This is a genomic window from Bradyrhizobium sp. BR 10261 (genome assembly GCF_019455395.1).
Classification (GTDB): Bacteria; Pseudomonadota; Alphaproteobacteria; order Rhizobiales; family Xanthobacteraceae; genus Bradyrhizobium; species Bradyrhizobium manausense.
Genome location: NZ_JACOFQ010000008.1, coordinates 175951 through 201940, shown reverse-complemented (window position 1 = coordinate 201940; position 25990 = coordinate 175951). Strand labels below are relative to the sequence as shown.

The 25990-nt window shown below is 62.4% G+C and carries 25 protein-coding genes; 13 read left to right on the top strand and 12 right to left on the bottom strand.

Annotated elements, in window-relative coordinates; all coding sequences use genetic code 11:
• The first annotated feature begins 87 nt into the window (after positions 1–87).
• The 4 genes from HYH07_RS11895 (at position 88) to HYH07_RS11880 (ending at position 3730) form a co-directional block, all read left to right on the top strand.
• A complete protein-coding gene (locus HYH07_RS11895) occupies positions 88–465 on the top strand; it encodes a hypothetical protein (protein WP_220002667.1) in 378 nt (125 codons plus the stop codon).
• A 157-nt stretch (positions 466–622) separates the two neighbouring features.
• Positions 623–823, top strand: coding sequence for a hypothetical protein (locus HYH07_RS11890; protein WP_220002666.1), 201 nt, complete (start codon positions 623–625; stop codon positions 821–823).
• Positions 824–1087: 264 nt separating this feature from the next.
• The gene (locus HYH07_RS11885; protein WP_220002665.1) at positions 1088–2215 is read left to right on the top strand and encodes a glycosyltransferase family 2 protein; all 1128 of its coding nucleotides are present in this window, start codon (positions 1088–1090) and stop codon (positions 2213–2215) included.
• A gap of 9 nt (positions 2216–2224) precedes the next feature.
• A complete protein-coding gene (locus HYH07_RS11880) occupies positions 2225–3730 on the top strand; it encodes a glycosyltransferase family 39 protein (RefSeq protein WP_220002664.1) in 1506 nt (501 codons plus the stop codon).
• Positions 3731–3734: 4 nt separating this feature from the next.
• On the opposite strand, the gene HYH07_RS11875 is transcribed toward HYH07_RS11880, so the two are convergent.
• Positions 3735–4763 (bottom strand): NAD(P)-dependent oxidoreductase, encoded by a 1029-nt coding sequence (locus HYH07_RS11875; RefSeq protein ID WP_220002663.1) that lies wholly within the window; start codon positions 4761–4763, stop codon positions 3735–3737.
• Positions 4764–4812: 49 nt separating this feature from the next.
• Positions 4813–5985, bottom strand: coding sequence for a DegT/DnrJ/EryC1/StrS aminotransferase family protein (locus tag HYH07_RS11870; protein ID WP_220002662.1), 1173 nt, complete (start codon positions 5983–5985; stop codon positions 4813–4815).
• Between the two features lie 181 nt (positions 5986–6166).
• Between HYH07_RS11870 and HYH07_RS11865 the strand changes: the two genes are divergently transcribed.
• Together HYH07_RS11865 and HYH07_RS11860 are read left to right on the top strand one after the other, a co-directional pair.
• Positions 6167–6913 carry a glycosyltransferase family 25 protein gene (locus HYH07_RS11865; RefSeq protein WP_220002661.1) on the top strand — a complete coding sequence of 249 codons (747 nt, stop codon included), beginning with the start codon at positions 6167–6169 and terminating at the stop codon, positions 6911–6913.
• A gap of 14 nt (positions 6914–6927) precedes the next feature.
• Positions 6928–7638 carry a WbqC family protein gene (locus HYH07_RS11860; protein WP_220002660.1) on the top strand — a complete coding sequence of 237 codons (711 nt, stop codon included), beginning with the start codon at positions 6928–6930 and terminating at the stop codon, positions 7636–7638.
• A 48-nt stretch (positions 7639–7686) separates the two neighbouring features.
• Here the strand turns inward: HYH07_RS11860 and HYH07_RS11855 are convergent, their stop codons facing one another.
• The 5 genes from HYH07_RS11855 to HYH07_RS11835 all read right to left on the bottom strand — a co-directional run bounded on the left by HYH07_RS11855 (position 7687) and on the right by HYH07_RS11835 (position 11724).
• Positions 7687–8454 (bottom strand): TylF/MycF family methyltransferase, encoded by a 768-nt coding sequence (locus tag HYH07_RS11855; RefSeq protein ID WP_220002659.1) that lies wholly within the window; start codon positions 8452–8454, stop codon positions 7687–7689.
• 61 nt (positions 8455–8515) lie between these two features.
• Positions 8516–9196: a metallophosphoesterase gene (locus HYH07_RS11850; RefSeq protein ID WP_220002658.1), complete on the bottom strand. Its 681-nt coding sequence runs from the start codon at positions 9194–9196 to the stop codon at positions 8516–8518.
• A complete protein-coding gene (locus HYH07_RS11845) occupies positions 9174–10151 on the bottom strand; it encodes an ATP-grasp domain-containing protein (RefSeq protein WP_220002657.1) in 978 nt (325 codons plus the stop codon). The genes HYH07_RS11850 and HYH07_RS11845 overlap by 23 nt, the downstream gene beginning before the upstream one ends.
• Positions 10148–10990 (bottom strand): NAD(P)-dependent oxidoreductase, encoded by an 843-nt coding sequence (locus HYH07_RS11840; protein ID WP_220002656.1) that lies wholly within the window; start codon positions 10988–10990, stop codon positions 10148–10150. The genes HYH07_RS11845 and HYH07_RS11840 overlap by 4 nt, the downstream gene beginning before the upstream one ends.
• Positions 10987–11724, bottom strand: coding sequence for a bifunctional 2-polyprenyl-6-hydroxyphenol methylase/3-demethylubiquinol 3-O-methyltransferase UbiG (locus tag HYH07_RS11835; protein WP_220002655.1), 738 nt, complete (start codon positions 11722–11724; stop codon positions 10987–10989). Before HYH07_RS11835 ends, HYH07_RS11840 begins: the two co-directional genes overlap by 4 nt.
• 221 nt (positions 11725–11945) lie before the next feature.
• On the opposite strand from HYH07_RS11835, the gene HYH07_RS11830 reads away from it, so the two are divergent.
• Complete coding sequence (locus tag HYH07_RS11830; RefSeq protein WP_220002654.1) at positions 11946–13943, top strand: glycosyltransferase; 1998 nt, start codon at positions 11946–11948, stop codon at positions 13941–13943.
• A 52-nt stretch (positions 13944–13995) separates the two neighbouring features.
• Here HYH07_RS11830 and HYH07_RS11825 read toward each other — a convergent pair whose 3' ends face one another.
• Complete coding sequence (locus tag HYH07_RS11825; protein ID WP_220002653.1) at positions 13996–15882, bottom strand: CHASE2 domain-containing protein; 1887 nt, start codon at positions 15880–15882, stop codon at positions 13996–13998.
• Positions 15883–15945: 63 nt separating this feature from the next.
• Positions 15946–16473 carry a FecR domain-containing protein gene (locus HYH07_RS11820; protein ID WP_220002652.1) on the bottom strand — a complete coding sequence of 176 codons (528 nt, stop codon included), beginning with the start codon at positions 16471–16473 and terminating at the stop codon, positions 15946–15948.
• A gap of 610 nt (positions 16474–17083) precedes the next feature.
• Between HYH07_RS11820 and HYH07_RS11815 the strand changes: the two genes are divergently transcribed.
• Positions 17084–18172 (top strand): DUF2778 domain-containing protein, encoded by a 1089-nt coding sequence (locus HYH07_RS11815; protein ID WP_220002651.1) that lies wholly within the window; start codon positions 17084–17086, stop codon positions 18170–18172.
• Positions 18173–18246: 74 nt separating this feature from the next.
• Here HYH07_RS11815 and HYH07_RS11810 read toward each other — a convergent pair whose 3' ends face one another.
• On the bottom strand, positions 18247–18885 hold the full coding sequence (locus HYH07_RS11810) for a glutathione binding-like protein (RefSeq protein WP_220002650.1): 639 nt from the start codon (positions 18883–18885) through the stop codon (positions 18247–18249).
• Positions 18886–19029: 144 nt separating this feature from the next.
• Between HYH07_RS11810 and HYH07_RS11805 the strand changes: the two genes are divergently transcribed.
• Both HYH07_RS11805 and lepB read left to right on the top strand, forming a co-directional pair.
• Positions 19030–19863, top strand: a complete 834-nt coding sequence (locus HYH07_RS11805) for a LysR family transcriptional regulator (RefSeq protein WP_220002649.1) — start codon at positions 19030–19032, stop codon at positions 19861–19863.
• Positions 19864–19989: 126 nt separating this feature from the next.
• Entirely contained in the window at positions 19990–20736 is a 747-nt protein-coding gene (lepB, locus tag HYH07_RS11800; RefSeq protein WP_220002648.1) for a signal peptidase I, read from the top strand.
• 157 nt (positions 20737–20893) lie between these two features.
• Here the strand turns inward: lepB and groL are convergent, their stop codons facing one another.
• Entirely contained in the window at positions 20894–22534 is a 1641-nt protein-coding gene (groL, locus tag HYH07_RS11795) for a chaperonin GroEL (RefSeq protein WP_220002647.1), read from the bottom strand.
• A 46-nt stretch (positions 22535–22580) separates the two neighbouring features.
• Complete coding sequence (locus HYH07_RS11790) at positions 22581–22895, bottom strand: co-chaperone GroES (RefSeq protein ID WP_057740880.1); 315 nt, start codon at positions 22893–22895, stop codon at positions 22581–22583.
• Positions 22896–23295: 400 nt separating this feature from the next.
• Between HYH07_RS11790 and HYH07_RS11785 the strand changes: the two genes are divergently transcribed.
• From HYH07_RS11785 to HYH07_RS11775, 3 genes are all read left to right on the top strand, one after another.
• Complete coding sequence (locus HYH07_RS11785; RefSeq protein ID WP_220002646.1) at positions 23296–23583, top strand: usg protein; 288 nt, start codon at positions 23296–23298, stop codon at positions 23581–23583.
• Between the two features lie 154 nt (positions 23584–23737).
• Positions 23738–24301, top strand: coding sequence for a cupin domain-containing protein (locus HYH07_RS11780; protein WP_220002645.1), 564 nt, complete (start codon positions 23738–23740; stop codon positions 24299–24301).
• 383 nt (positions 24302–24684) lie between these two features.
• A complete protein-coding gene (locus HYH07_RS11775; protein ID WP_220002644.1) occupies positions 24685–25893 on the top strand; it encodes a rhomboid family intramembrane serine protease in 1209 nt (402 codons plus the stop codon).
• The last annotated feature ends 97 nt before the right edge of the window (positions 25894–25990 follow it).

Sequence of the window (25990 nt, the reverse complement as noted above, 5' to 3'; positions counted from 1 at the left end):
GCTGCATCCTATTCAAACCAGAAGTGATTGGCCAGTTGTCGCATCCCGTCTAAGCTTGCCCGCGATCTGCGCAAAAAGGAGAACAAGATGCGGATGCTGATGCTGGGAGCGGCGCTCGTCATGATGACATCTGCTGCCACACATTCCGCGAGGGCGGATGATGACGATGCGAAGGGCGCACAGAAGCTCGCGATGCAGGGCCGCGACGATTACTGGCATTGCCTGGCGCGCGAGTATTCGCGCCACTCCAATCAGGGCCTGTCGGAGCAGGAGTTCGGCCACTCTGTTGCGGGGGCCTGTCCATCGGAGCGGCAATATTACCGAGTCGCGCTGCTCGACTATCTCACCACACAATATCCTGATATCGATTCCGGCGCCCATCTCGCGACCGCGAACAGGGCGGTGGAGTCGGCGCAGAGGGACATCGTGACCGCCTACGTCAAGCACCGGCCGCCGGCGAAGTAGGGGAGTGGCGAATGGCCAATGGCGAATAGGGCGGGAGGGCCTGGTTTACTCCATTCGCTACTCGCCATTCGCCTATTCGCAACTCGCTCCCTGGCCCTTCCGACCGTGCATTCATCCGTGATATGACAGGGCTCATCTGGAACGGGGACCGGTTGGTATGTCGTCTGAGTCGGTCGGTGGCATTTTTGGCGCGATCGTCGCCGCGGTCGTGCTGGCGGTCGCCGTCGTCTTCGGGCCGATCGGCCAGTACGGCAAGCCTCCGAAGCCGACCAAGGTCGAGGCCCCCGCCGTGGCGCCTGCGGCCCCTGTGGCCCCCGCGCCTCGGGGCCCGGTGATCCGGGAGGTCCCGAATCAATGATGGCCTGGAAAAGAGCGGGTTCGGCCCCTTGCAATCAGGCTTTTCCGTTCCCATCTAGTCTCTAACGGCGATGCGACGTTGAGCCAAAAGCTCCGGCGTTGGGACGACCTTGGAATAGCTTGGGCCTGCGCCGGATGTACGCGTGGTCCGCCGTTCCGGGGTCGTTGGCATTTTTGGGCCCCTTTGGGGCGGTTTCCCTGAAAAACCTCGGCTTGTAGCCCAAGAACTTGGCATCGCTGGACGCGGCGGATATACGCTGCCGTCATGAATGAAGCGATCAGACCGGACGCCCACAGCCAGGCCCAGGAAGGGCCGGAACTGTCGGTTATCGTCCCGACCTTCAACGAGCGCGACAACGTCACCGTGCTGTACCGGCGCCTGGAGGCGACGCTCGTTAACGTCGCCTGGGAGGTCGTGTTCGTCGACGACAATTCGCCCGATGGCACCTGGGACGTCGTTCGCGAGCTGGCGCAGAAAGACAGCCGCGTGCGCTGCATCCGCCGTATCGGCCGCCGCGGCCTCTCCGGCGCCTGCATCGAGGGTATCCTGGCCTCGAGCGCGCCTTATGCGGCCGTGATCGATGCCGACCTCCAGCACGACGAGACGCAGCTGCCGAAGATGCTGCTGCTGCTCGCAAGCGACAAGGCCGACCTCGTCGTCGGCAGCCGCTACATCGAGGGCTACAAGAGCGAAGGTTTCAACAAGCAGCGCGCCGGCGCGAGCGCGCTGGCGACAGAGGTCGCCAGGAAGATGCTCCGGGTCGAGATCGCCGATCCCATGAGCGGCTTCTTCATGGTCCGCCGCGACCGTTTCGAGCAATTGGCGCCGAAACTGTCGGTGCACGGCTTCAAGATTCTGCTCGACCTCGTTGCCACCGCGCACGGCAATTTGCGCGCCGTCGAGATTCCCTACACCTTCGGCGCCCGCCAGCACGGCGAGAGCAAGCTCGATTCCATGGTCGCGCTGGACTTCCTTGGCCTCGTCCTGGCAAAGCTGACCAACGACATCGTCTCGCTGCGCTTCATTCTGTTCGCGATGGTCGGCGGCATCGGCCTCATCGTGCATCTCACCACTCTGTTCATCGCCCTTCAGCTGATCAAGGTGTCGTTCGCGGAGGCCCAGGCCGCCGGCGCGATCGTCGCCATGACCAGCAATTTCATCATGAACAACTTCCTCACCTATCGCGACCAGCGGCTGAAGGGTTTTGCGATCCTGCGCGGCCTGATCATGTTCTACATCGTCTGCAGCGTCGGCCTGCTCGCCAATGTCGGCGTCGCCTTCTCGGTTTACGATCAGGAGCCGATCTGGTGGCTGGCCGGCATGGCCGGCGCGCTGATGGGCGTGGTGTGGAACTACGCGATGTCCGGACTGTTCGTCTGGCGCAAGAAATAGTGCGCCGCTATGGGCGGGGCTGACGCGCGGATCGTCCGCAACACGGCGCTGGTGATCCTTGCATTGGTCGCCCTGCGGCTGGTGGCGGCCGCGTATACCCCGATCACCTTCGACGAAGCCTATTACTGGATGTGGTCGAAGAACCTCGCGGGCGGTTATTACGACCACCCGCCGATGGTGGCTTACGTCATCCGCGCCGGCACCATGATCGCCGGCGATACCGAGTTCGGCGTCCGCCTGGTCTCGATCCTGCTCGCGCTGCCGATGAGCTATGCGATCTATCGCACCGCCGCGATCCTGTTTGGCGGCGCGCGCGTGGCGGCGACCAGCGCCATCCTGCTCAACGTCACCATGATGGCCTCGGTCGGCACGCTGATCGTGACGCCGGATGCGCCGCTGCTGGTTGCCTCGAGCTTCGTGCTGTTCTTCCTCGCCAAGGTACTGGAGACCGGCCGCGGTGCCTGGTGGCTGGCGGTCGGCGCCGCCGTCGGTGCGGCGCTGCTGTCAAAGTACACCGCGATGTTCTTTGGTGCTGCGATCCTGATCTGGCTTGCGGCGGTGCCGAAGCTGCGGCGCTGGTTCCTCTCGCCCTGGCCCTATCTCGGCGGTTCCGTCGCGCTGGCGCTGTTCTCGCCGGTGATCCTGTGGAATGCGGATCATCATTGGGTTTCGTTCGTCAAGCAGCTCGGGCGCGCCAGGATCGAGGATTTCCGCCCGGTCTTCATTGCCGAGTTGATCCCGACCCAGATCGCTTTCGCAACGCCACTGGTCTTCATCCTCGGTGCGATGGGTCTGCATGCGTTGACCTGGCGCCGGGCCGGCGCGCTGGCCTCGCGCGTGCTGATCGAGACGATGTTCTGGACCATTGTCGTCTATTTCGTCTGGCATTCGCTCCATGCCCGCGTCGAGGCCAACTGGTTTGCGCCGGTTTATCCGCCGTTCATTGTCGCCGCCGCGGCCGCCGCCAGCCTTGCACAGTGGAAGCCGCGGGCGCGCCGCCTGGTGGATTTCTGCCTGCGCTGGGCCGCGCCGTCGGGCATCGTGATGTTTGCCGCGCTGATCCTGCAGGCCAATACCGGCTGGCTTTCAGGCTATCGCCGCGACGCGACCGTGCGCAGCGTCGGCGTCGGCTGGCGCGAGCTCGCAGCCAATATCGAAACCGAACGCGTCCGCAATGGCGCAACCTGCGTGCTCACGCCTGACTATGGCACCACGGGCTGGCTCGTCTTCTATCTGCCGCGCGGGGCTTGCGTGGTGCAGCAGAACCAGCGCATTCGCTGGGTCAACATGCCCGAGCCCGATCCGAAGCTGCTCGCGGGCAAACTGCTCTATGTCGACGAGATCAAGTCCGGAGGCCATCCCTTCCTCAACGACCTCTTCACGCAAGTGACGCGTGTTGCCGAGCTGCAGCGCAAGCGCGGGCCGCTCGTGGTCGAGACCTATGGTGTCGATCTGCTTGAAGGCGCCAGGGACGACGTGCTCGACCGCTCGCCGCCGCCTGAACTTGTGCCCTGAGCGATCACAAGATCTTGCCGTTGAACGACAACTCCTTGATCCGCTTTTCCCAGTCGATCAGGGACCGGTACCATCCCAGCGTATGGGTGGTGGGATCGTCGCCACTGACCGTGCCGCGCTCCAGCGCCTGCTTGATCTCCACGATGCCTTCATGGACGCGGGACGATGGATCGAATTTCAGGCGCTGGATGATCTTGGCAAAGGACAAATTATAGGTTCGCTTGTCCGTCGCATCCGGGATCGTGTGGGTGACGATGTTCGGAATGATGTCCTTGACGAAGTTCGCGAGCTGTTTGATCTGGTAGTTGAGATCGTCACTGCCGACGTTGAACGTTTCCCCCGATACGACCGACGCTTCGCTCTCGATGCCCATCATGAGGGCGCGGCAGACATCATGAACGTGGATGAAAGGCCGCCACTGCTCGCCGCCTCCCATGACGTAGATTACCCGCTCCTTCCAGGCGCGGAGCGTCATGACGTTGATGGCGAGGTCGAAGCGCATGCGCGGAGCCAAGCCGAATACGGTGCTGTTACGCAAAATGACCGTTTCGAACGTGTCGCTTTGCAGCTTGCGCAGCTCGTCCTCGACGTGAAGCTTGCTTTCGGCATACAGCGTCTGCGGGCGACAGACGGCGTGCTCGTTGAGCGACACTTCCTGGCCGTGGCCGTAGACCGACGCCGAGCTCGAATAGACATAGCGGCGCACGCCGGCCCGCTTGGCCGCGCGAGCCAGACGAACGCCGCCCTGGTGGTTGATCGAGACCGTCAGCTCGGGGTCGATTTCGGCGGAGGCGTCGTTGCTCAGTCCGGCCAGATCGATGACAGCGTCCATCCCCTCGAACTGCTGGGGGTCGACGGTGCGGATGTCGTCGACGATCATCTTGATATTCGGGTGAGAAGCCGCCTGCATGAATCGATCTCGGCCGAAAAAGCATCGATCGAGCGCAGTCACCGAATAGCCCTTTTGCGCCAGCATCTGGCACAGGGGAATGCCGATATAGCCTCCGGCTCCAGTGACGAGAACTTTCTGCATGTCCTAGACTTCTATGTTCGTGAGGGGCGGGTCGGTTGCGACTCTGCGACTAAGGCTTCGGTCCGTTTTGCGCCTGTCGGCGCGCGTACCGGATGGCGGAAACGACGAGATCGCATTCTTCGTCGCTCATGTCGTTGTAGACCGGAAGCGCAATGACGTTGTAAGCGACCCTTTCCGTCACCGGCAAATTCACTTCCTTCTGCGTCGTGTAGGCGGTCATGTGGTGGCAGGGCGGGCTGTAATATTTGCGGACGAACACATTGTGCGTCTCGAGCGCCGACGCCAGCGCATCCCGGTCGAGCCCGAACGCCCTGGCGTCGACGACAACAGGAAGATAGAGCCAGTTGGTTTGCGCGCCTGCGGGCTCTTGCCCCACGCGCAAACCGGGAATTTTGGAAAGCCCGGTCCGCATGCGTTCGACAGCGTGTCGGCGTGTCGCAATGGCCTGCTCAAAGGTCTTGAGTTGCTCGAGGCCGATGAGGGCCGCGATCTCCGGCATTTTCCCGTTCAGGCCCGGCTCGTGACAATCGGCGCCGTCCACTTGCCCGAAGTTCCGCATCGCCTTGACGCGCGCGAGCAATTCCGCATCGTGGCTGCAGACGCAACCACCTTCCATCGTCGCGAAGGCCTTGGTGGCGTGGAAGCTGAACATCTGCGCGTCCGCGCAGCCTCCCACCAGCTGCCCATTGATGCGCGTTCCGAAAGAGGGGGCGCTATCGACCAGAAATTTCAGCTTGTGGCGTTCGGCTATTCCGGCGAGCGAAGCGTAATCGCTGGGGACCCCATAGGCGTCGACGGCGAGGATGGCGACGGTTCGGTCCGAAATCCTGCGCTCGACATCATCGGGGTCGAGACGCATGGTCTGGTCGTCGAGAATATCGGCAAAGACCGGTTCGGCGCCCACCCATTTGATGGCATGCGGTGTTGCGCTGAACGTGAACGACGGCACGATCACTTCGCCGCCGGTGATCCCCGCAGCCCTCAGCATGGCCATCATCCCGATCTGGCCGTTGCAGAAAACCAGCGTCGGCGCGCCCAGATACTCGCTCAAGCGCCTCTCGAATTCGACGACCCAGCGGGAATTGTTCGTGACCTGGCCCGTCTCCAGCGCTGTCTCGAAAGCGGCCAAGAACTGTTCGGTTCTCGGAAACCTGGGACGCACGATATGAAGCGGGCTCCGGGCCAGCGGCGTGAGAGATTCAAGCGGGACTGCGGCAGTCATCTCGAGTCCTGATTGTCGATGCAAGTTTGTGACGGCTTATCGATATAGGTCGAGACTTGTGTGGAGCATTCGTGCGCGACGTGGTCCGCGATTGACAGGCGCGTTTGCACTAGCCGCGGCTGGCGAATCAATATTCTAGTGGCGCTCTCCGGCATCCATCCGCTAACGGTCCCTTGGGCAAATGAAGAACTTCGTCATCAATCTCGATCGCCATCCAGAGAAATTCGAAAACTTCCTGAAGCGGAATGCAGGCTGCGGAATCGGCTTCGAGCGTTTCTCCGCGACGAATGGTCTGGAGCTGACCGATCAGGAGGTGATGGCGATGCGGCTTGTCGCGCCCGGTTCGCAGTTCACCAGGGGAGCCGTTGGCGGTGCCGCTTCGCTGTGGCGGATATTGAACTGGATCGCCGGGCAGAACGAACCCGCCCTTGTCTTCGAGGACGATTGTACCATCCGCCACGACATCATCGCACGTCTGGAGACGTTGCTTCCGACTCTTGGAAATTGGGACCTCCTGGTGCTCGGATACAATACGGATTCAGTGCTCGATCTCGAGCTCGCGCAGGGCATGAAGTCGATGATGGTCTTTCGGCCTGCGCACCCGGACGACCGAAGTGATGCCGCTTTCCAGAGCGCGAATTCCCAGGTTGCCGCGCTCCGGCTGAACACTTGCTTCGGGCCAGCCGGAAACCTGATATCTCCGGCCGGAGCGAACAGGCTCCTGCAGCTGTGTTATCCGATGGATAATCGGCCGGTCCGGATCGAGGCGCTCGGCAATCGCATGCTGCCGACGACCGGGTTGGACGGGATGGGAAACAGCGTCTACCGCTTCATGCAGGCGTATGCCTGCTTCGCGCCGCTTGTGGTGCCGCGCAACAACAATGCGACGTCGACGACCTATACTCATGACGCGCGCGTTTGGGGCTAGCAGGGCGCCACACGATGAAACTCGCGATCATGCAGCCGTATTTTCTTCCCTATATCGGCTACTATCAGCTCATTAGCGCGGTCGATCTCTTCATCGTCTATGATAACATCAAATATGTAAAAATGGGCTGGATCAACCGCAACCGGATGCTGCTCAACGGCAAAGACGCGTTGTTCTCGCTGCCGTTGAAGAAGGCCTCGGACGCGCTTGATATTCGCGACAGGGAGTTGGCGGCCGAGTTCGACCGTGCAAAGCTGCTTAATCAATGGCGGGGGGCCTATAGAACCGCGCCCTTCTTCAAGCAGACCTTCCCGCTTCTGGAAGAGACTGTCGGCTTTCAGGATCCCAATCTATTTCGCTATCTCTTCAATTCGCTGCAGATGACCTGCGCGCATCTCGGTTTGAAGACCGCCTTCAAGATTTCGTCCGAGGTGCCGATCGATCATTCGCTCAAGTTCCAGGACAGGGTGCTCGCATTGTGCGAAGCGGAAGGTGCACAAAGGTACATCAACGCGATCGGCGGCCTAGAGCTCTATGATGCCGATGCTTTCAGGGCCCGCGGAATCGAATTCAGGGCCCTGCGATCCAGGCCGTTTCCCTATGAGCAGTTCGGGCAGCCTCATGTGCCGTATCTGTCGATCGTCGATCTCTTGATGTTCAACCCGGTGTCGAAGTTGAGCGAGATCATCGCCGAAAACTACGATCTGGTTCAGCAGGACGCGTAGGCCTCAAGGTGCGTCGATCCGAAACGATCAGGCGTCGAGATCGACGCCTCATTCGAACACGACGTAACTCTGCTGCGGCGAGATCGTGCTGCGGCAGATGCGATAGCCCTGCGTGCCCCAAGCTTCGCGCAGCGCCAGGGTTTCGCCCGGATTGTCGGCGAGGACCAGCTCGTCAAACCCGACGATGCTGTTTTTCGCCAGATAGGGACGAATGAGCTCGAGGCATCTCTTGGTCGGTTCGTAGAGATCAAGGTCGAAATAGGCCAGCGAGATGATCGTCTCGGGGTGCTTCTCAAGATACGCGGGAAGGGTCTCGGTCACGTCGCCCTTGACCAGCTCGAACTTGCGGAGGTGGCTGCGCGGAGCGAGTTTCTCCTGCGCCGACAGGATGTCTGCCAGCACGTCTTCGTAATTGGGCGTGACGCTGAGCCCGCCGACCTTCAGGCCGTCGAAATCGCCGTCCTGGGGCGCCACCGACGGGAAGCCCTCGAACGTATCGAAGCCAACAACCTTGCGGCTCATGTTGTAGGGTTCGTAGATGTGGCGCATCGTCGTGAACAGCGCCATGTTCTGGCCCCAGCGAACGCCGAATTCCATGATGACGCCATGGGTGCGCAGGGTCATCGAATAAAGGTCATGCATGAAGAGGATGCGCGCCAGCGACGGGCGATTGAGGAAAAGGCCGAGATTTGCGTGGAATTCGCGCGGAGGCAGCGGCGAGGTCTTCATGAGCTCCTGCAGCCGGCCGTAAGCGGCTACTTCGTCCCGGGCAGCATAGGTGAAGTTCTGCGCGTCCTGCGGATCGTTTGATGTCATGATTTGTGCTCACACGTTTTCATGTTGATGAGAGGAGCGGACAACGCCGGGATCGCGACGTTCAATCTGCGAGCCGCCTGAGATTTTTCGCGCCGGTCTTCAGTCCGCCATAGTAGTAGTCGTGGAATCCCGCGGCCTCCATCAGGTCAAAGACCTTTTGCATGTCGTACGCTGCCCGGTGCAGCGCGAAGGTCTCGCCGTCGAAGGTTGCGAACGCGGCTCGTGGATCGCCGTCGCGCGGCTGTCCGACGGATCCCGGGTTGCAATAGGTCTTTCCGCCGAAGCGGTGGATGCTTTGCACGTGGGTATGACCGCTCACGAAATGTGTGCCGGACAGTCGCGCGAAATAATCTTCGCTCGGGTTAGTCAGGTACTCGTCGATCGGATCGCCCCAGCCGGCATGGACGATCCGGACAGTGTCCATTTGCATTTGCAGGTGAAAGGCCCGCAGCCAGTTCACGTTTTCGGAGGTGATGACCTTCCGCTGATAGGCCAGGCACTCGTTCACGCTCTTGGATCTGGTGCAGAACCCACCGTAGCCGAGATACCAGTCGTGGTTGCCGAGAACGCTTGGGATGCCGCGCCTTCTCAGCTCATCGCAGCATTCGTTCACCTGGGAATAATAGCCGACCACGTCGCCAACGCAGACGATCTCCGCGACGCGCATGCGGTCGATCTCGGCAAGAACCGCTTTCAGCGCCTCGAAATTTCCGTGGATGTCAGAGATGAATGCTATGGTCATGGAAGATGAAATCCTCGGTATAGCGGACGGCTCTGCCGCGCCTGATCTCCGGTTGCACCGGCAGTCGTTGCTCGATGGCCATGTCGACCGCCATGAGCGCCTCGTTGTAGCCAAAGGCGGCGCGGATCGACGTCGATGACGAAATCCTCGGATTGATCTCGAGCAGCTTCAGGCCCCTGTCAGTCTTGCGGAACTGGAAATTGGTCGGCCCGATTGGCGAAAACGCCTTGCTCAGATCCCGGATCGAGTCGGAGAACTCGGCGTGGTCGACGACCTCGGCCTTTTCCGTGAATCCATCCTTGGAGAGTTTTCGGCGAAGCGCCATGCAGGCGGAAAAGCCCCCTTGTCCGTCGCAGAACGCGGAGACGGTAAATTCCTCGTCGTCTCGTCCGACGATGGGTTGGGCCATCAAAATTGTCTTTGTCGCGGGAGCAATCCCGGCAAGCTGCTCCGCAGTCTCGACCGTCACGATGCCCTTGGAGCCAAAGCCGCGGCGAGGCTTCAGCAGGAACGGCAAGCCGCAATTCGCCTTGAGGACATCGAAGTCGATGTCGAGATAGCTCGGGATCGCATAGGTCGGCATCAATTCCTGCTGCCGCTGGTAGAAGGCCCATTTGTCGGAGCAGAGGGAAATCAGCTCGCGCGAATTGAGAACGAGCCTGGTTCCGGTCGCTTCAAGTTCGGCGACGTGATCTGCCCATTTGTACATGTCGGCATCGATGCCGGGGAATGCGACATCGACCCGATGTTTGCGCAGCAGCGCGGCAAGCTGGTCGAGGTAATCAGGCGCATCGGTCCTGGAGACGATCTCAAAGATGTCGCAAAATCCCGGCGCGACCGAGTCGGCATAGATCGAGGTGCCGATGAGCGTCATCGGTCGCTTCGACAGTCTGAGGGAGCGCAGGATTCCGTAGCCGACGATTCCAGCGGCGCCGGAAACCAGGACTGTCGTCACGATGCCAGCCTTCGATGAGCCGCTTCCATCTGCATGCCTTGCTCGGTGGATATGCGGGGAAGATAATCGATCATCCGGAACAACGTGTCGTCGCAAGAAAAGCCGTTGTCCGGGATGTCGGGCTTATCCCTCAGGAACCTGACCTTGCTCTTGCTTTCAAAAGCCGAAATCGCCGCCGCCGCAATCTGCGAATATCTGACGTTGTCGGGATTCACGCAGCGATAGATGCCCTCGATCCGCATCGCAATGACGGCCGAGAGAACCTTGGCCACGTCGTCAGCGTGAATGAAGTTTCTCAGAGGGTCATTCGAGCCGAAGATGTCGATGTCTTCGTTTCTCTCGGCCTTGTCCATCATGGTGTAGAGGAAAGGCTGATGTTTTCGAAACGACGCTCCCACGCCATAGATCTGGGAGGGTTTGAGTACCGCGACAGGCAGCCGAAGCTCTCTGCCGCAGAACCGCGCAACGTCCTCGGAATGCCTTTTTGAAAGGGCGTAAGCTCCGGAGAAGGGAGAATCGTTCGCGAGATCCGAGAAAATGCTTGAGATATGCACGAAGTGCTTCGCGTTGGCCCTGGAGCTGGCGTGACAGAGCTTCATCAGGCCGAGCACGTTGACATTCATGGCTTGCAGGGTGTCGGGCAATTCTTTGCCGCCGAAGGCGGCCGCCATATTCACCACGCAGTCGATCCCGCCGGGAATCTGGACATCGTTCGAACAGAGGTCCAGCTCGACATCGCAACCGCTGCGCCCGGCCGTCAGCACGTCGTACCGTTCACGAAGCAGCGGGATAAGCGCCTGCGCGCACGCCGAAGTTCCGCCTACGATCAATACCCTCATGATCGTGCTGAATCGTCCGGCGTGAGCTGCGCCAGTAGCCCGCAGGACAGTTCCGGGTAGTCAACGCCCATCTCGCACAAGGCTTGGATGATCTTGGTGTCGAGATGCAACGACAGGAGCTGGCTAGTCGCGAAGGGCTTGAGATAGATGCCTTCCATTCTCTCTATTTTGTAGCCGGCTTCGGTCACCAGCTTGGTGAGGGAGCCGACCGTAAAGTACCGCTGGTGCCCAAGAACCAGATCGTTCTCCGAAAGAGCCTCCATATCCGGCAGCATTCCCGCAAGATGTCCGAGCCTTCGGTTCATGACCTCGGCGTTGGGGACCGCCACAAAGAGTTTGCCCGTGGGAGTCAGAAAGTTGCTGAAACGGTTCAAGATCAGAAGCGGATCGTCGACATGCTCGAGAATGAACCCCATGACGATGAGATCGAATTGTTCGTCCGTCTCGAATTCCTCGAAGTAGGTTTCGATGACCTCGCTTCTGTTCTCCGGAAACCGCAGCTTGAAGTTTTGGATGACTGCGGGGGAGCCTTCGAGAACCACATGACGCTCGCAGCTGTCCGAAAAGAGTTCGGTGGCGAAGCCGTGCCCCAGTCCGAGGTCCAGGACGGCACGCGGATCCTTGACGACACGAGCAATGCGCTTCGGATACCAGGTCAACGAAATCTCGTTGTCGAAATCGTAGATGCTTTTGCCCTCGTAGGCGGCGACATGGACATCCAGCCGGCTGTTCATGGGCTCTCTTTCCCCTAGTTCGATGCGCCATCGGACGCCCGATCTCACGCTTATCAACGGCCCATTTGATTCGCCACGCGCGGGCGCGGCGAAGCGAAGGCGGTGTCAAGCTTCAAGCAAGCTTCGAACAAGCTACGAGCGGGATAGTCGAGATGCGGCGAGCTTCCCAGAATTTGGGAAGCGGGTTGCTGCCCGCTGTCCCATGATCCGGAAGGTTCTCCATGAATTATCACGATGGCACTCTCGCAAGGGCTAATGAGACTTCGACGGGGCCGTCGTCGCCGACGCGGGATGAAGTTTACCAGATCTGCCTTCGACATCTGAAGTCAGGCGAGCTCGAGCAGGCCGCGGCCCGTTGTCGGGAAGGCCTTGCCTCTGACGCGAACCATGCCGGCCTGCTTCATCTGATGGCCGGCGTCGCTCTGCTCAACGGCGACTACGATGCCGCCATCAACTGGGCCGGCCGCGCACTCACGAGCGAGATGAAGGCGACCTATCTTGCGACGTTCGGAACGGCGCTGCTGGGCAAGGGGATGCAAGCGCAGGCGTTCGAGGCGTTTCAGCGTGCGGTGGCGCTCGATCCCGTCGATCCGTCGATCTGGGAGAATTTCGGCAACGCCTTGAACAGGGTGGGGCAAGCCGACCAGGCGAGCCTCTGCTTCCTGATCGCGCGGGCCTATCAGAAACTGCCGTTCCTCGGCGAGTGCGGTTCCGTTCCCCGCAACGAATGGAATGCCCTGACGGCGGAGTTCAATCCGCATCTTCGAACCCGCGCGAGATCGGACGAGGCCCGCGATCCCATTCACTGCTTCTGGTCGAACGCGCCGCTGAGCGATATGTCGCGCCTGTCGCTGCAGTCGATGGTCCGCCAGGGCCATCCGGTCAGGCTTTACACCTATGACAACCTCGCCGCGATGCAGGCGCGCGTGCCTTCAGGGGTGATGGTGGTCGATGCGGCAAGCCTCGTGCCTGCTGCTATCTACCAGCATGCCGTCCTGAACAGCGATATCCGCTATTTCAGCGACATCTTCCGCTATGCCGTTCTTCACGAGCTCGGCGGCTGGTGGCTCGATACGGACATCGTCCTGGTCAAGTCGCTGGATTTCGGCAGGGAGCACGTGTTCTCCACGCAATGGTCCGGCGTCGAGCAGGGACATGTCTGCGTTGGCGATGTGATGCGCGCGCCCAAGGGCTCCGTTCACATGGCCAACCTCTATGCGCTGTCGCTGCAGCGGATGTTCAGCGAGAATCGTGTCGAATATGGCGCGGTGGGACCGTTGCTGCTCAGCGAATATCTGCTCGTCGCAGGCGGCGAGGAGCTTCAATCGTCGATCCTGCCGCCGTCGAGCTTCAACGCGATCGACCGGCGCGAGGTGGAGCTGTTCGCCGTCGAAAGCCGTGCGGGCTTCGAGTTACTGAGCGACCCGCGCGTGACCGGTGTCCATCTCTGGGGCAGGATGTGGGCCGAACGGGGCTTGCGCTTCGATGCCGTCCCCGAAGAGAGCGTGGCGGGCTATCTCAAGAAGCTGGTGCTCGAGCCGAACTGGCTGACGCAGCTCGCGGCGAAATATGACTCGGACAAGGGCGCGGCCTCCAAGGGTGATGTGGCCCATCACTACACGCGCGTCTATCACGAGCTGTTCCGATCCAAGGCGCTCGAGCCTGTCAGGATCCTCGAAATCGGCCTGTGCCGCGGCCGGGTGGAAGGCCGAGCCCAGGATCAGGTGACGTCGCTGCAGATGTGGCTGGACTACTTTCCGAACGCCGAAATCATCGGCGTCGACATCGAGGATTTCAGCTGGTTCTCGCATCCGCGCGTCAGGATCCATCGCCTCGACCAGGGCGACCGCGGCATGCTGGAAGAGCTCGCGCGCAAGGAGAAGCCGCTCGACATCATCATCGATGACGGCTCGCACGCCTCGGTGCATCAGCATCTGACGCTCGGCGTGCTGTTTCCCGCGCTGAAGCCGGGCGGCCTGTTCGTCATCGAGGGTCTGGATTGGCAGCCGCCGGAGATTCCGTCGGGCAGGGCGCCGCTGGTCAAGGATGTGCTCAACGCGATGAAGCAGGGCGGCGCGTTCGCGTCGAACGTCATGACCGAGGCCGAGGCGAAATTGATCTCGGACGAGGTCGACGAGATCCTCGTCAATGACAGCTTCCGCGAGCTGATATCGCGCGGCCTGCTCGGCGGCCTCGGCGTGCTGCGGCGCAGGGCTTAGCAGGCTGCTCTCTACGTTGTCGTCCCGGCCTTCGCCGGAACGACAGCGGAGTTCAGTCGATCATCTCGGCACGTGTGGCGGTCTGGCTCGGCCTGTGCTGGTCGCGCCAGAACCAGACGGTCACGACGCCGGAACGGCCGCGGACCTGTGTGAGCAGGGGACCCGACAGCACGCCGTCGGGTGCGCCGTGGAATTCGGCAGCGTCCAGCAGCTTATCGGTGACGGCGAGCCGCGCGCCGTTTTGCGCGGCGACCTCCATCAGCCGGCTCGCGAGATTGACGGTGTCGCCATTGGCCGTGATGTGCTGATGGCTCTCGCCGAGCCGCGAGGCGACGATCGGACCGCAATGCGCGCCGATCTTGAAGCCGAGCCGCGCGCCGATCGCCGGCGGCAGCGATGCGATCCAGCGCGCGACGCCGCGGTGCAGGTCGATCGCGCATTTCAGCGCGCGCGCCGCATCGTCAGGCATTGCGCGCGGCAGGCTGAACAGGATCATGGCGCCGTCGCCGAGGAAGCTCGTGATCATGCCGCCGCAATCGATCGCGGCCTTGTCGATCAGCGCGTGAAACGCCTTCAGAATGTCCTGAAGCTGGTCCGGATCGAGCTGTTGGCTCAGTGCAGTGAAATCCGACAGATCGATGAAGACGACGGCCGCATCCTGCCGGACGGGCTTGGCCAGGAAATCGGGATCGCGCGCCAGCCATTCCTGCACCGCCGGCGCCTGCAATTGCGCCAGCGACCGGCTCCTGGCGGCGAGGTATTGCGTGCGGCGGGCTCCCGCCCAGGTCTGCACGCCGATGAACACCGCGACCGGCGGGATCGCGGCCGCGAGCGTGGTCGCAGCGTCGAGCCAGACGCCATGCGTGAACGCGAACAAATTGAGTCCGGCCCAGGCGACCATCACGGCGGCCGCCGCGACGAAGCCGAGCGCGCTGCGCCGCCACGCCAGCAGGCCGATCAGCAGCATCGGCAGCAGGATCGCGATCAGCGCGTCGGCGATGTGAACCTTGCGGTCGCGCACGATGCTGTCGCCGGCGACGAGATGCGTGATCGCGGTCGAGATGACCTCGACGCCGGGCATCAGGGAATCGAACGGCGTCGGGAAGAAGTCGCCGCCGCCGGCAACCGCGGCGCCGATCACGACGATCCGGTTCTCGATCGCCTTGCGATCGAGCGTGCCGTCGAAAATGCTCTGCGCGCTGACGGTGCGGATGGTTCGGCGCGGGCCGTAGTAAGTGATAGGCAGCGAAAAGTCGCGGTCTACAGGCACGACGCGATCGCCGAGCGTGAGATGATCGGGCGCGATCGTCAGCTTCTTGTCGAGCGCGCGGCTGGCGACCCGCAGCGGCAACGACAGTTCGACCTTGTCGCCGGTCCGGAACAGCATCGGCACCGAGAGCGGTGAGCCGGATTGCCCGGTCGCGACGTTGACGATGCCGACATCGGCGTGATCGGCGAAAGCAGGCAACGGCAACAGGAAACGCTCGGCCTGGGGCAGGACGGCGAGCGGCCCGGCGCTGCCGGGGCCAACGGTTTCGCTCTCGTTCGGGAAGATCGCCGCGGCCGCGAGCACCATGGGGCCGGTTGCGAGCGTGTGGGCCAGCGTGGCGTCGCCGATCGCAGCGCTGCGATCGACCAGCAGCAGATCGATGGCGATGACCTTCGGCTTGAACTGCACGATGGCGTCGACCACGCGCGCCAGATCGGCCCGCGGCAGCGGATAGGTGCCGCCGCGCTTCACCACGGTGTCGTCGATGGCGACGATGGTGACGAGATCGGGCGGGGCTTGCACGCCGCGCGCGAGCGTGCGCAGGTCTGTCAGCGTCGCCTCGAGCCGATCGAGAAAGGCGAGATGGCCGTAGGTGTGAGCGGCAAAAATGCCGCCGCCCCACAGGGCCGCAAGGACAAGGGCGAGCAGGATCTGAAAACGTCTATTCATTACGTCGTACTACAATCTGTCTTTCCGCGTCTCGTGCGCGGGTCTTATTGATGTGTACGGGCCCTATTGACCCAATCTCGCCATCAGCGCATCGACGCGCGGCTGGCCCCAAGTCTTGACAGTCAGCGGACCGCTTGCTTCCACGTCGACGCCTTCGCCGGGACCTAGCACGGCGCCGCGTCCGCGCGCCACCCTCCGGGTCACACCAACACGGCCATTGGCGACGAACACGGAGGTCTTGGTCTCTGCGACATCGACCGCCCATTTGGTGCCGCGCACCGCGGCAATCGCTTGCGGCGTCAGCACCTTGAAGGGATTGCCGCCGGGTTTCCTGGGCACCTCGACCAGCAGCGCTTTGCCGCTCAACTCGACGGTGTCTATATGTCCGTCGCGGTTGACGTCCTTCAGTTCAAATCTCGCGCCGTTTTCTGCGACGATGGTGATGCCGTTGTCGCAACGCCAGACTTGCGTGCCGGCGGCGGAGGGTGACCCGGTGCAGCCCACGTCCGTGGCAGGCTGTGCGGTCGCAGATCCGATCAACAGCAATGACCACGCCAGGGCGCAACACCCCGCGCGCGAAAACCCACTCATGCCAGCCTCCGTTTGACGTGCTCGGCACAGTTCAAGGCGATGTTGATACGGTACCGTATCATGCGCAGAGGCTGCTGAAAAGTGCCGGAGCATGTAGCTATTTTGCCGCCGCGGCCATTTCCAGATTGGCGCGATCAACTTTCGGTCAGGGCACCCAGCGACGTCAGCGGCTTGAGGTGAAATGGCGCCGCCAGGCACCAGCCTCGCGCAACGCTTCCCCGCTATCTTGCGGACTGGATGACCACGAAAATGACTTGGTTGGTGGGTCCAAAGGTGCGGTCGGCGAGGCCCTCTGAGCGTGCTGAACCGGCCGAGAATTATGGTTAACAGCGTCGCCTAAGTCCGTAGTTCCGTGGGCTTTTTTCTCAAAATGGCACAGCGTTAACGAGCTGCCCTACAACCGCCTGAACTTAATCTGCATTTAACTAAAAGTCGCCTTAATGACGCTCCGACCCTCTGCGAGATGCTGGTTCCGGAACGTGCCCAGCGGCGCTTCGAAGGGGGACTGAGTGACACCGTCCTGGACGCAAGGCGAATGAGTACGAGTATCGCTGCGCCGAGTTACGCGGCACGGAAGCAGAAAAATTCCTATCGGAAGCCTTCCCGGAAAATGACCACCCAAAACCTGCTTGGCGCCGCCGTGGCCGGCTGCGTCTTGCTTGCCGGCTGGACCGTCTACAACAACATCTTCGCCGCCAGCGTCTATCCGACCGTCGGCAGCGCCGGTTACGACGAGCCCGTGGTCAAGCGCGCGCCCAAGGTGGCGCTGCGCGAGGCGGGCGAGGCAATCAGGGAAACCTTTGCACTGCTGCCCGACCGGCTGCAGGTGGCCAAACCGATTTCACGCGAACAGTTCAACGAGCGCTTTGCCGCCGCGGCGACGCAGGGTGTCGAATCGAACGCGGCAAGCGCCGCAACTGCGACACAGGTCGCGGAAGCCACGCCAAAGCCGACCGTTGTCGCGAAGGTCGCGGAAGTGCTGAAGCCGCTCAACCCCGCCAAGGTGGCTGAGAGGGTCGCTGACAAGGTCGCTGACGTCGCGAAGGGCAAGCGCTCGGACGCGCCGGTGCAACTCGCCTCCGCCGATCCGGCCCAGATCGTGCCGGCGCCGGAAGCCAAGCCAAAATCCTTTGCCGATCGCGCCAAGGCAGCGGTGATGTCGATCACCGGCCCGCGCCAGTCAATGGTGGAGAAGCTGTGGGGCAAGCGTGAGTCCTCCGGCGGCCTGCTCGCCTACGCTTCGGCCGATGCCAGCGTGACCTCGGCGATCGCGCCGAAGGAGCAGAACCCGATGCTCGGCGGCGCTCCGCCCTATGATCGCGACACCGCGGTCTACGACATCACCGCCAAGACGGTCTACCTGCCCGATGGCACCAGGCTCGAGGCGCATTCCGGCCTCGGCTCCAACCTCGACGATCCGCACTCGCAGCGCGTGCGCATGCGCGGCGTCACCCCGCCGCACATCTACACGCTGAAGCCGCGCGAGGCGCTGTTCCATGGCGTGCCCGCGCTGCGTCTCACGCCGATCGGCGGCGAGAGCGCGATCTACGGCCGCGACGGCCTGCTGGCACACACCTTCATGCTCGGGCCGAACGGCGATTCCAACGGCTGCGTCTCGTTCAAGGACTATTACGCGTTCCTCGACGCCTACCGCAACAAGGGCATCCGCAAGCTGGCGGTGCTGGCGCGGGTCGACTAGGCCTGGTCAATTCGAGATTATGCAAAGGGCCGCTCGCTGCGGCCCTTTTTCATTTTCTGCTTCCAGAGTGACTGCTACGCCGCATTGACCGGGACGGCCTTGCGCAGGGCCATCTCGATGGCGATCGCCTCTCGCACCACCGGCCGCGCCTGCATGCGTTCGAGATATCCAGCGAGCGAGGGCCATTGCGCGACGTCGACGCCGGCGGGGCGAAGCAGCAGCAGAGCCCAGGCAAGATGCGCGTCCGCGACGGTAAAACTGCTGCCGACGAGGAATTCGCGGTCCGTCAGATGCGCTGATGGCACCGACAGCGTCTGGCTGATCCGCGCGCGCGGCTTGGCGAGCGAGCCGTCGTCCTTGTACCAGAAGGTCGGAAACAGGAACGCCTTGTGGATCTCGGTGCCGACGAAGCTCAGCCATTCCTGCAGGCGGTAGCGATCCAGATCTCCCGGCCGCGGCGCAAGGCCGCGCTCGGGCTTCAGGTCGGCGATGTATTGCAGCACCGCCGCGCTCTCGGTCAGCCGCTCGCCGTTCTCCAGCACCAGCACCGGCACGGCGCCCTTTGCGGAGATGCCGCGAAAATCGCGCTCGCCGTCCGCGATCGTCTTGGTCGCAAGATGCACCTGGTGATAGCGCGCCTCGAGACCTGCCTCCATGAGCGCGATACGGCTCGCAAGCGAGCAAGCCATTGGTGAGAAATAGAGTTGCAGCATCGTGTTGCTCCGTTATCTCAGGCAATCTCCGGGGCGAAAGGCCGGGCCAGCATAGCGCCGGATCCACCTGCCGATATGCAGGGAAATTGCAGCCGGTGGCTGCGATATTGCAGGCGCCTCCCAGCCGATGTAGCCTTAAAGCCCATGAACTGGGACGATCTGCGCATCATCGCCGCCATCAGGGACGAGGGCACCTATGCCGGCGCCAGCGCGCGGCTGCGCATCGACGAGACCACGGTGGGGCGCAGGCTGTCGCGGATCGAGCGTGCGCTCGGCCTGCGCCTGTTCGAGGCCGCCGACGGCGTGCGCAGGCCGACGCGGAGCTGCGAGGCGGTGCTGGCGCATGTCGAGGCGATGGCCGCGCATGCCGCCGAGATCGGCCGCCTCAGCGAGAGCCTGGAAGGGCCGGTCGGGCGCCTGCGCATCGCCTCCACCAACACGGTCGCCGAGGCGGTGTTGTCGCCGTGCGCGAGCGACTTCCTGCGCGCCAATCCGGGCCTCACGCTGCAATTCCTCACCTCCAGCGAGAACGTCAGGTTCTCGCGCTGGGAAGCCGATCTCGCCATCCGTCTACGTAAGCCCGACAAGGGCGACTTTGCGATCTCCAGACTTGGGGACATCAAGCTCTATTATTTCGAGCCTGCCGCGACCGAAGGCGAGCCGATGCTATGCGCCTATCCGGACGAGCTCGGCGCCATTCCCGAGATGCAATTCCTGCGCACGAAGAAGGCCCGCGCGCGCTGCGTCACCGACAACGTCCGTGTCATCCGCAATCTGATCCGCGCGCATCGGGCCGCCGGCGTGTTGCCGGAATATGTCTGCGCGGACCTGCTCGGCGATCGCCGCCTGCGCGCCAGCCTGATGCCGAAGCGCCGCGACGTCTGGCTGCTGGTGCAAAACCACCTCAAGCGCGACGCCGCAACGCGCGTGACGATCGACTGGGTGCGGGCGTGTTTTCAGGAGATGGCGCAGAGTTGATCGGCGCCGGCGGCCGCTTTTGAACGCAGCCCGGCAGCAGGACGACCAAGTCGGACGGGTCAGGGATTGTGCGCGCCTACAGGTTGCGCAATCCTGTGGCGACGACAATCTCGGGCAGGGGATGCGATGACCACGCTTCAAGACACCGTCCGGCCAAGGGCCAGATCCAGCCAATGGAAAGCGATTGTCATCCTGATCCTGCTCGTCCCCGTGCTGTGGTCGCCGCTGATCCTGTTTCGCTACGTGCTGTTCCAGCCGTTCAATATCCCGTCCGGCTCGATGGCCCCGACGCTGCTTGTGGGCGACTACGTCTTCGCGGCGAAATATGCCTATGGCTACGGCCGCTATTCCGTCCCCTTCGCGCCATCCTTTGTCTCCGGCCGCTTCGGCGCCGCCGATCCCGCCTATGGCGACATCGTCGTCTTCCGGTCGCCGAAGGACGATGAGATCGACTACGTCAAACGCGTTGTCGGACTGCCCGGCGATCGCATCCAGATGCGGCAGGGGCAGCTCTTCCTCAACGACATTCCGGTCGCGCGCGTCGCGCTGAAGGACGTAGCCGCCGGCTCCGCCTGCGGCGGCGACACCGGCACCAGGGTCAAGCGCTGGCGCGAGACGATGCCGAACGGGGTGAGCTACATCACCTATGACTGCGTCGACAATGGCTACGCCGACAACACCGAGCTCTACACCGTCCCCCCGGGCCATTTCTTCGCACTCGGCGACAACAGGGACAACTCCACCGACAGCCGCTTCAAATCGGTGATGGGCTTCGTCCCGATGGACAATCTGATCGGCAAGGCGACACGGATCTTCTGGTCGCTCGATTCCGGAGGCGAGCTGCGCGCCGAGCGGCTGGGGAAGGTGCAATAGGATGGTTCGTTGTAGGCCGGATGGAGCGCAGCGAAATCCGGGAGGACTGCCTGCGACAAACTTTCCCGGATTGCGCTGCGCTCCATCCGGGCTACGGCCGAAAACAAAAACCCCGGCATCGCTGCCGGGGTTTCGCAAGTCTTGAGGTGGTTGGACTTTAGAAGTCCATGCCGCCCATGCCGCCGCCCGGGGGCATCGCGGGGCCGGCGCCGCCCTTCTTGGGCAGCTCGGCGACCATGGCTTCCGTGGTGATCAGGAGCGCGGCCACCGAGGCTGCGTTCTGGATCGCGGTACGGACCACCTTGGTCGGGTCGATGATGCCCTTCTTGACGAGGTCGGCATATTCGCCGGTCTGGGAATCGAAGCCGTAATTGTAGGCCTTGTTCTCCAGGATCTTGCCGACGATCACCGAGCCGTCTTCACCGGCGTTGATCGCGATCTGGCGAGCGGGAGCCGACAGCGCCTTGCGCACGATCTCGACGCCGGTCTTCTGGTCGTCGTTCTTGGTGCGCAGGCCCTTGAGCTGCTCGGAAGCACGGAGCAGGGCGACGCCGCCGCCCGGGACGATGCCTTCCTCGACAGCCGCGCGGGTCGCATGCATAGCGTCATCAACGCGATCCTTGCGCTCCTTCACCTCGACCTCGGTCGCGCCGCCGACGCGGATCACCGCGACGCCGCCGGCGAGCTTGGCGAGACGCTCCTGGAGCTTCTCACGGTCGTAGTCCGAGGTGGTCTCCTCGATCTGCGCCTTGATCTGGGCCACGCGCGCCTCGATGTCGGCCTTCTTGCCGGCGCCGTTGACGATCGTGGTGTTCTCCTTGTCGATCATCACCTTCTTGGCGCGACCGAGCATGTTGAGCGTGACGTTCTCGAGCTTGATGCCGAGATCTTCCGAGATCGCCTGGCCGCCGGTCAGGATCGCGATGTCCTGCAGCATGGCCTTGCGGCGATCGCCGAAGCCCGGAGCCTTGACGGCCGCGACCTTCAGGCCGCCGCGCAGACGGTTCACGACCAGGGTCGCGAGCGCTTCACCTTCGACGTCTTCGGCCACGATGACCAGCGGCTTGCCGGTCTGCACCACGGCCTCGAGCAGCGGCAGCAGCTCGTTCAGCGAGGAGAGCTTCTTCTCGTTGATGAGGATGTAGGCGTCGTCCATCTCAACGCGCATCTTGTCGGCGTTGGTGACGAAGTAGGGCGAGATGTAGCCGCGATCGAACTGCATGCCCTCGACGACGTCGAGCTCGGTCTCGAGCGACTTGGCTTCCTCGACGGTGATGACACCCTCGTTGCCGACCTTCTTCATGGCGTCGGAGAGGAACTTGCCGATCTCCTGGTCGCCGTTCGCCGAGATGGTGCCGACCTGGGCGATCTCGTCGTTCGAGGTGACCTTCTTGGAGTTCTTCTGCAGGTCCGCAACCACGGCCTCGACCGCGAGGTCGATACCGCGCTTGAGGTCCATCGGATTCATGCCGGCGGCAACCGACTTGGCGCCTTCCTTCACGATCGCCTGGGCCAGCACGGTGGCGGTGGTGGTGCCGTCGCCGGCCGCGTCAGCGGACTTGGAGGCGACTTCGCGCACCATCTGCGCGCCCATGTTCTCGAACTTGTCCTCGAGCTCGATCTCCTTGGCGACGGTGACGCCGTCCTTGGTGATGCGGGGAGCGCCGAACGACTTGTCGAGCACGACGTTGCGGCCCTTCGGGCCGAGCGTGACCTTCACCGCGTTGGCGAGAACGTCGACGCCGCGCAGCATCTTGTCGCGCGCTTCAACCGCGAATTTGACTTCTTTGGCTGCCATCTGGAATTTTCCTTAGGAATGTTGATTGGAGGGAGGAGAGGGGCTCTTAAGCCGCCTTCTTCTTGGACTCGGTGACCTCGAGAACGCCCATCACGTCGCTCTCCTTCATGATCAGCAGGTCCTGGCCGTCGATCTTGACTTCGGTGCCGGACCACTTGCCGAACAGCACGCGGTCGCCGACCTTCAGGTCGATCGGAACCAGCTTGCCAGCCTCGTCGCGGCCACCCGGGCCGACGGCGACGACTTCACCCTGGGAGGGCTTTTCCTTGGCAGTGTCGGGAATGATGATGCCGCCGGCGGTCTTCTCTTCTGCGTCGATGCGCTTGACCACGACGCGGTCGTGAAGCGGACGGAATTTCATGCAGTCCTCCTAAGCATTTGCACGAGTTGAGGATTTCAAGATGTTAGCAGTCTGCGCCAGCGAGTGCCAGCACAGGTGGAGCTGAAATAGGACAGGAATTTTGCGGGGGCAAGGGCTTCTAGCAGAAAATTCGGCACTCTGAAGGCCCAAGTGCCAGAAACCTTTCCCATCGTTAACCGATTTCGGAGCACCTCTTCGAGGGCGCCGTGGTGACCGTATTAGCACGGTGCCCGCTCTGCTGCTAACGCGTTGAATTTCAACAGCTTGTTAAACTTTTAGGCTTGAGATGGATTGTCAGTTTGCGTCACATTTCTCTCATGTGAGCGCATCGTTTCCGGGTGGCTCCCGGGGCACGGATCATAGCCACCCCCTGTATGCGCTCCTGCAAAGGAGGTTTGGCATGGGACTGCGCGTTGGGGGCGTTTCCGAGGACTTCAGGAAACAGATGCTGGGCTACGGGCTGACAACGGCCCAAATTCTCTACCGGATGCCGGATCATCCGTCATTGCTTCAGACTTACGTCTGGCAGAACTACGACATGTTCCCGAAATTCCCGGCGCTGACCGATTTCCTGGCGTTCTGGACCGAGAAGCTCGACGGCCCGCTGCATTCGGTGACCGTCGCGCACTCCAAGCTGATCAAGCCGGCCGAGCTGCGCTCTGTGGACGGCGTGTTCCGGCTGAATTGAGATGCGATGCAGTAGGGTGGATTAGCGAAGCGTAATCCACCACTGTCTATCGGCGCTGACGCAGAAGTCGGTGGATTACGCCTGCGGCTAATCCACCCTACGCTCCTTCGTTCCGTGCTAGCCTCTTCCCATAACAACAACGGGGAGCCGGCCCATGGCCAAGAAAACAAACAAGACAGCAAGCAAGACAACAAAATCGCGCAGCGCAACCCAAACAGCGGTGAAGAAACGAAGCGCCGCCAAGTCCGCCGCACGATCCTCCGCGCGCAAAGCGGTGAAGTCGAAGGTCCGCGCAACGCCCTCCAATGCCGCTGCGAAAAAACCCGCCCGCCCCAAGCAGCGCATCGCCATCAGCCATCACCGCGAGGAAGATTTCAAAGCCGACGGCCTGCGCGCCTACGCCAGGTACCGCGATCTCGGCATCGCCAACGCGACCCACGGCCTCGCGCAAGCGCACGTAATCCGCCTGCAAGGCCCCTGCGATCCCGCCGAGGTGTCGAAACTGCACTTCCACGACGTCGACTTCCAGATGGTCTATGTGCTCAAGGGCTGGGTGAAGACCTACATGGATGGGCAAGGCGAGACGATGATGCAGCAAGGCAGCGCCTGGACCCAGCCGCCGAAGATCAAGCACATGATTTTGGATTATTCTGACGATGTGGAGCTGCTGGAAGTGATCTTGCCGGCGGAGTTCAAGACGGTAGAGTTGAAGGCGTAGGCTTTCTCCTCGTCATTGCGAGGAGCCCTTGCGACGATTTGTCCGCCGAAGCCTCTGGCGAAGGCGGAAGCAATCCAGACTGTTTCCGCGGATACATTTCTGGATTACTTCGCTCCGCACGCAATGACGACGGAAAGAGCTTGCTTCGTAGCCCGGATGGAGCGGAGCGAAATCCGGGAAAGCCGCGGTGAGTCTGGTCCCGGATTGCGCTTCGCTCCATCCGGGCTACGGCATGCGCCGACACGATCCCTAAAAAGCGAGGGATCCGCGAAACCCAGCCGTTACCAGTCTTACGATTTCACCAGACCCTATCGCAGCCCGCTAACCCGATCGAAAATATCCTTGGCGTCAACTCAAGGCTGTGACACCAGGGACATGCTTTCATGGCGAGTTTTGGCCGGCGCGGCGTCGTGGCGCCACCTTCGAGAGCCTCGTTTCAATCCGTCGCCGCGCCGGCCGCTCCCGCGGTCATGCGGGACGACGATGAGTTCGCGAGTGAGAGCTCGCTTTTTCGCGACAACAAGTTTCTCTCCGATATCCCTTTCCTCACAATCGGCCTGATTTTCTGTCTGATGGTGATCTTCGCGCTGCAACGGAGTCTCGCCGTCGACATTGGGCGGGACGGCTCACTCGATGTCCGCTCGCTGATCGCACAGGGCGCCTCCGGCTACGATCTGGTTGTCGGGAAAAACGAGTGGTGGCGGATTGGCCTTGCGCCGCTTCTGCATGGCAGCCAGTGGCACCTCATAGGCAATTGCGTTGCGCTGTTCATCGTCGGCGTCAGGCTGGAGAGCCTGATCGGCCGTGGCTGGTTTTCGCTGATCTTTGTTGCCAGTGCGCTGGCCGGCGAGGCCGGCTCGCTGCTGGGCAATGGCTCGGGCACGGTCGGCGTCGGCGCGTCAGGCGCCATTACCGGGCTCATCGCCGCGCTGTTCGTTGCGAGCTTCGAGCCCGAGGCGGACGCCGAGACGACGATGTCGCGACTGAAGACATCGCTCTTCTTCGGTGTTCCGGCACTGCTGCCGCTGGCCTTTGGCGCCTCCGGCAACGTCAACTATTATGCGCATGCGGGCGGTGCGGTAGCCGGTGCCGCGCTTGCCATCACGCCGTGGATCGCTTTCTGGTCCTATGACAGCCTGCCGCGAAGCGCCGGCATGGTGTTGCTCGGAGGATTTGTGGGATCCCTGATTTGCGCCGGCTTCGCCGCCGTTCATTATCGGTCCTACATGGCCGATGCCGGGCAGTATATCCGCGCCTCGGAAATGCCGGCGGGCACGCGCGAGATGGCCGGCCGTTCCGCTGATTTCGTCAACCGCTATCCGAAGGACCCGAGGGCTCACCTGTTCCGTGCGATTTACTTCGCTGAACAGAACAGCCTCAGTGCTGCCGAGGCGGAAGTGCAAACCGCGATGTCGCTCGCTGCGTCGGATGTGGCGGGCGGTCCGGTGCGATCGGTGGCGCGGGCCTTGCTGGCGCAATTGCTGCTCGCGCGGGGACGGACCACCGAGGCGAAGGCCATGGCGGCCGAGGTGTGCCGCGCCAAGCTGGGTGACGTGCGACGGCTCCTGGAGCAGTCGAAATTGTGCGGTTGAGGTGGAGACTCTCTCCTCGTCATTGCGAGGAGCCCTTGCGACGACGCAATCCAGACTGCCCCCCGCGGGAAAATTCTGGATTGCTTCGCTTCGCTCG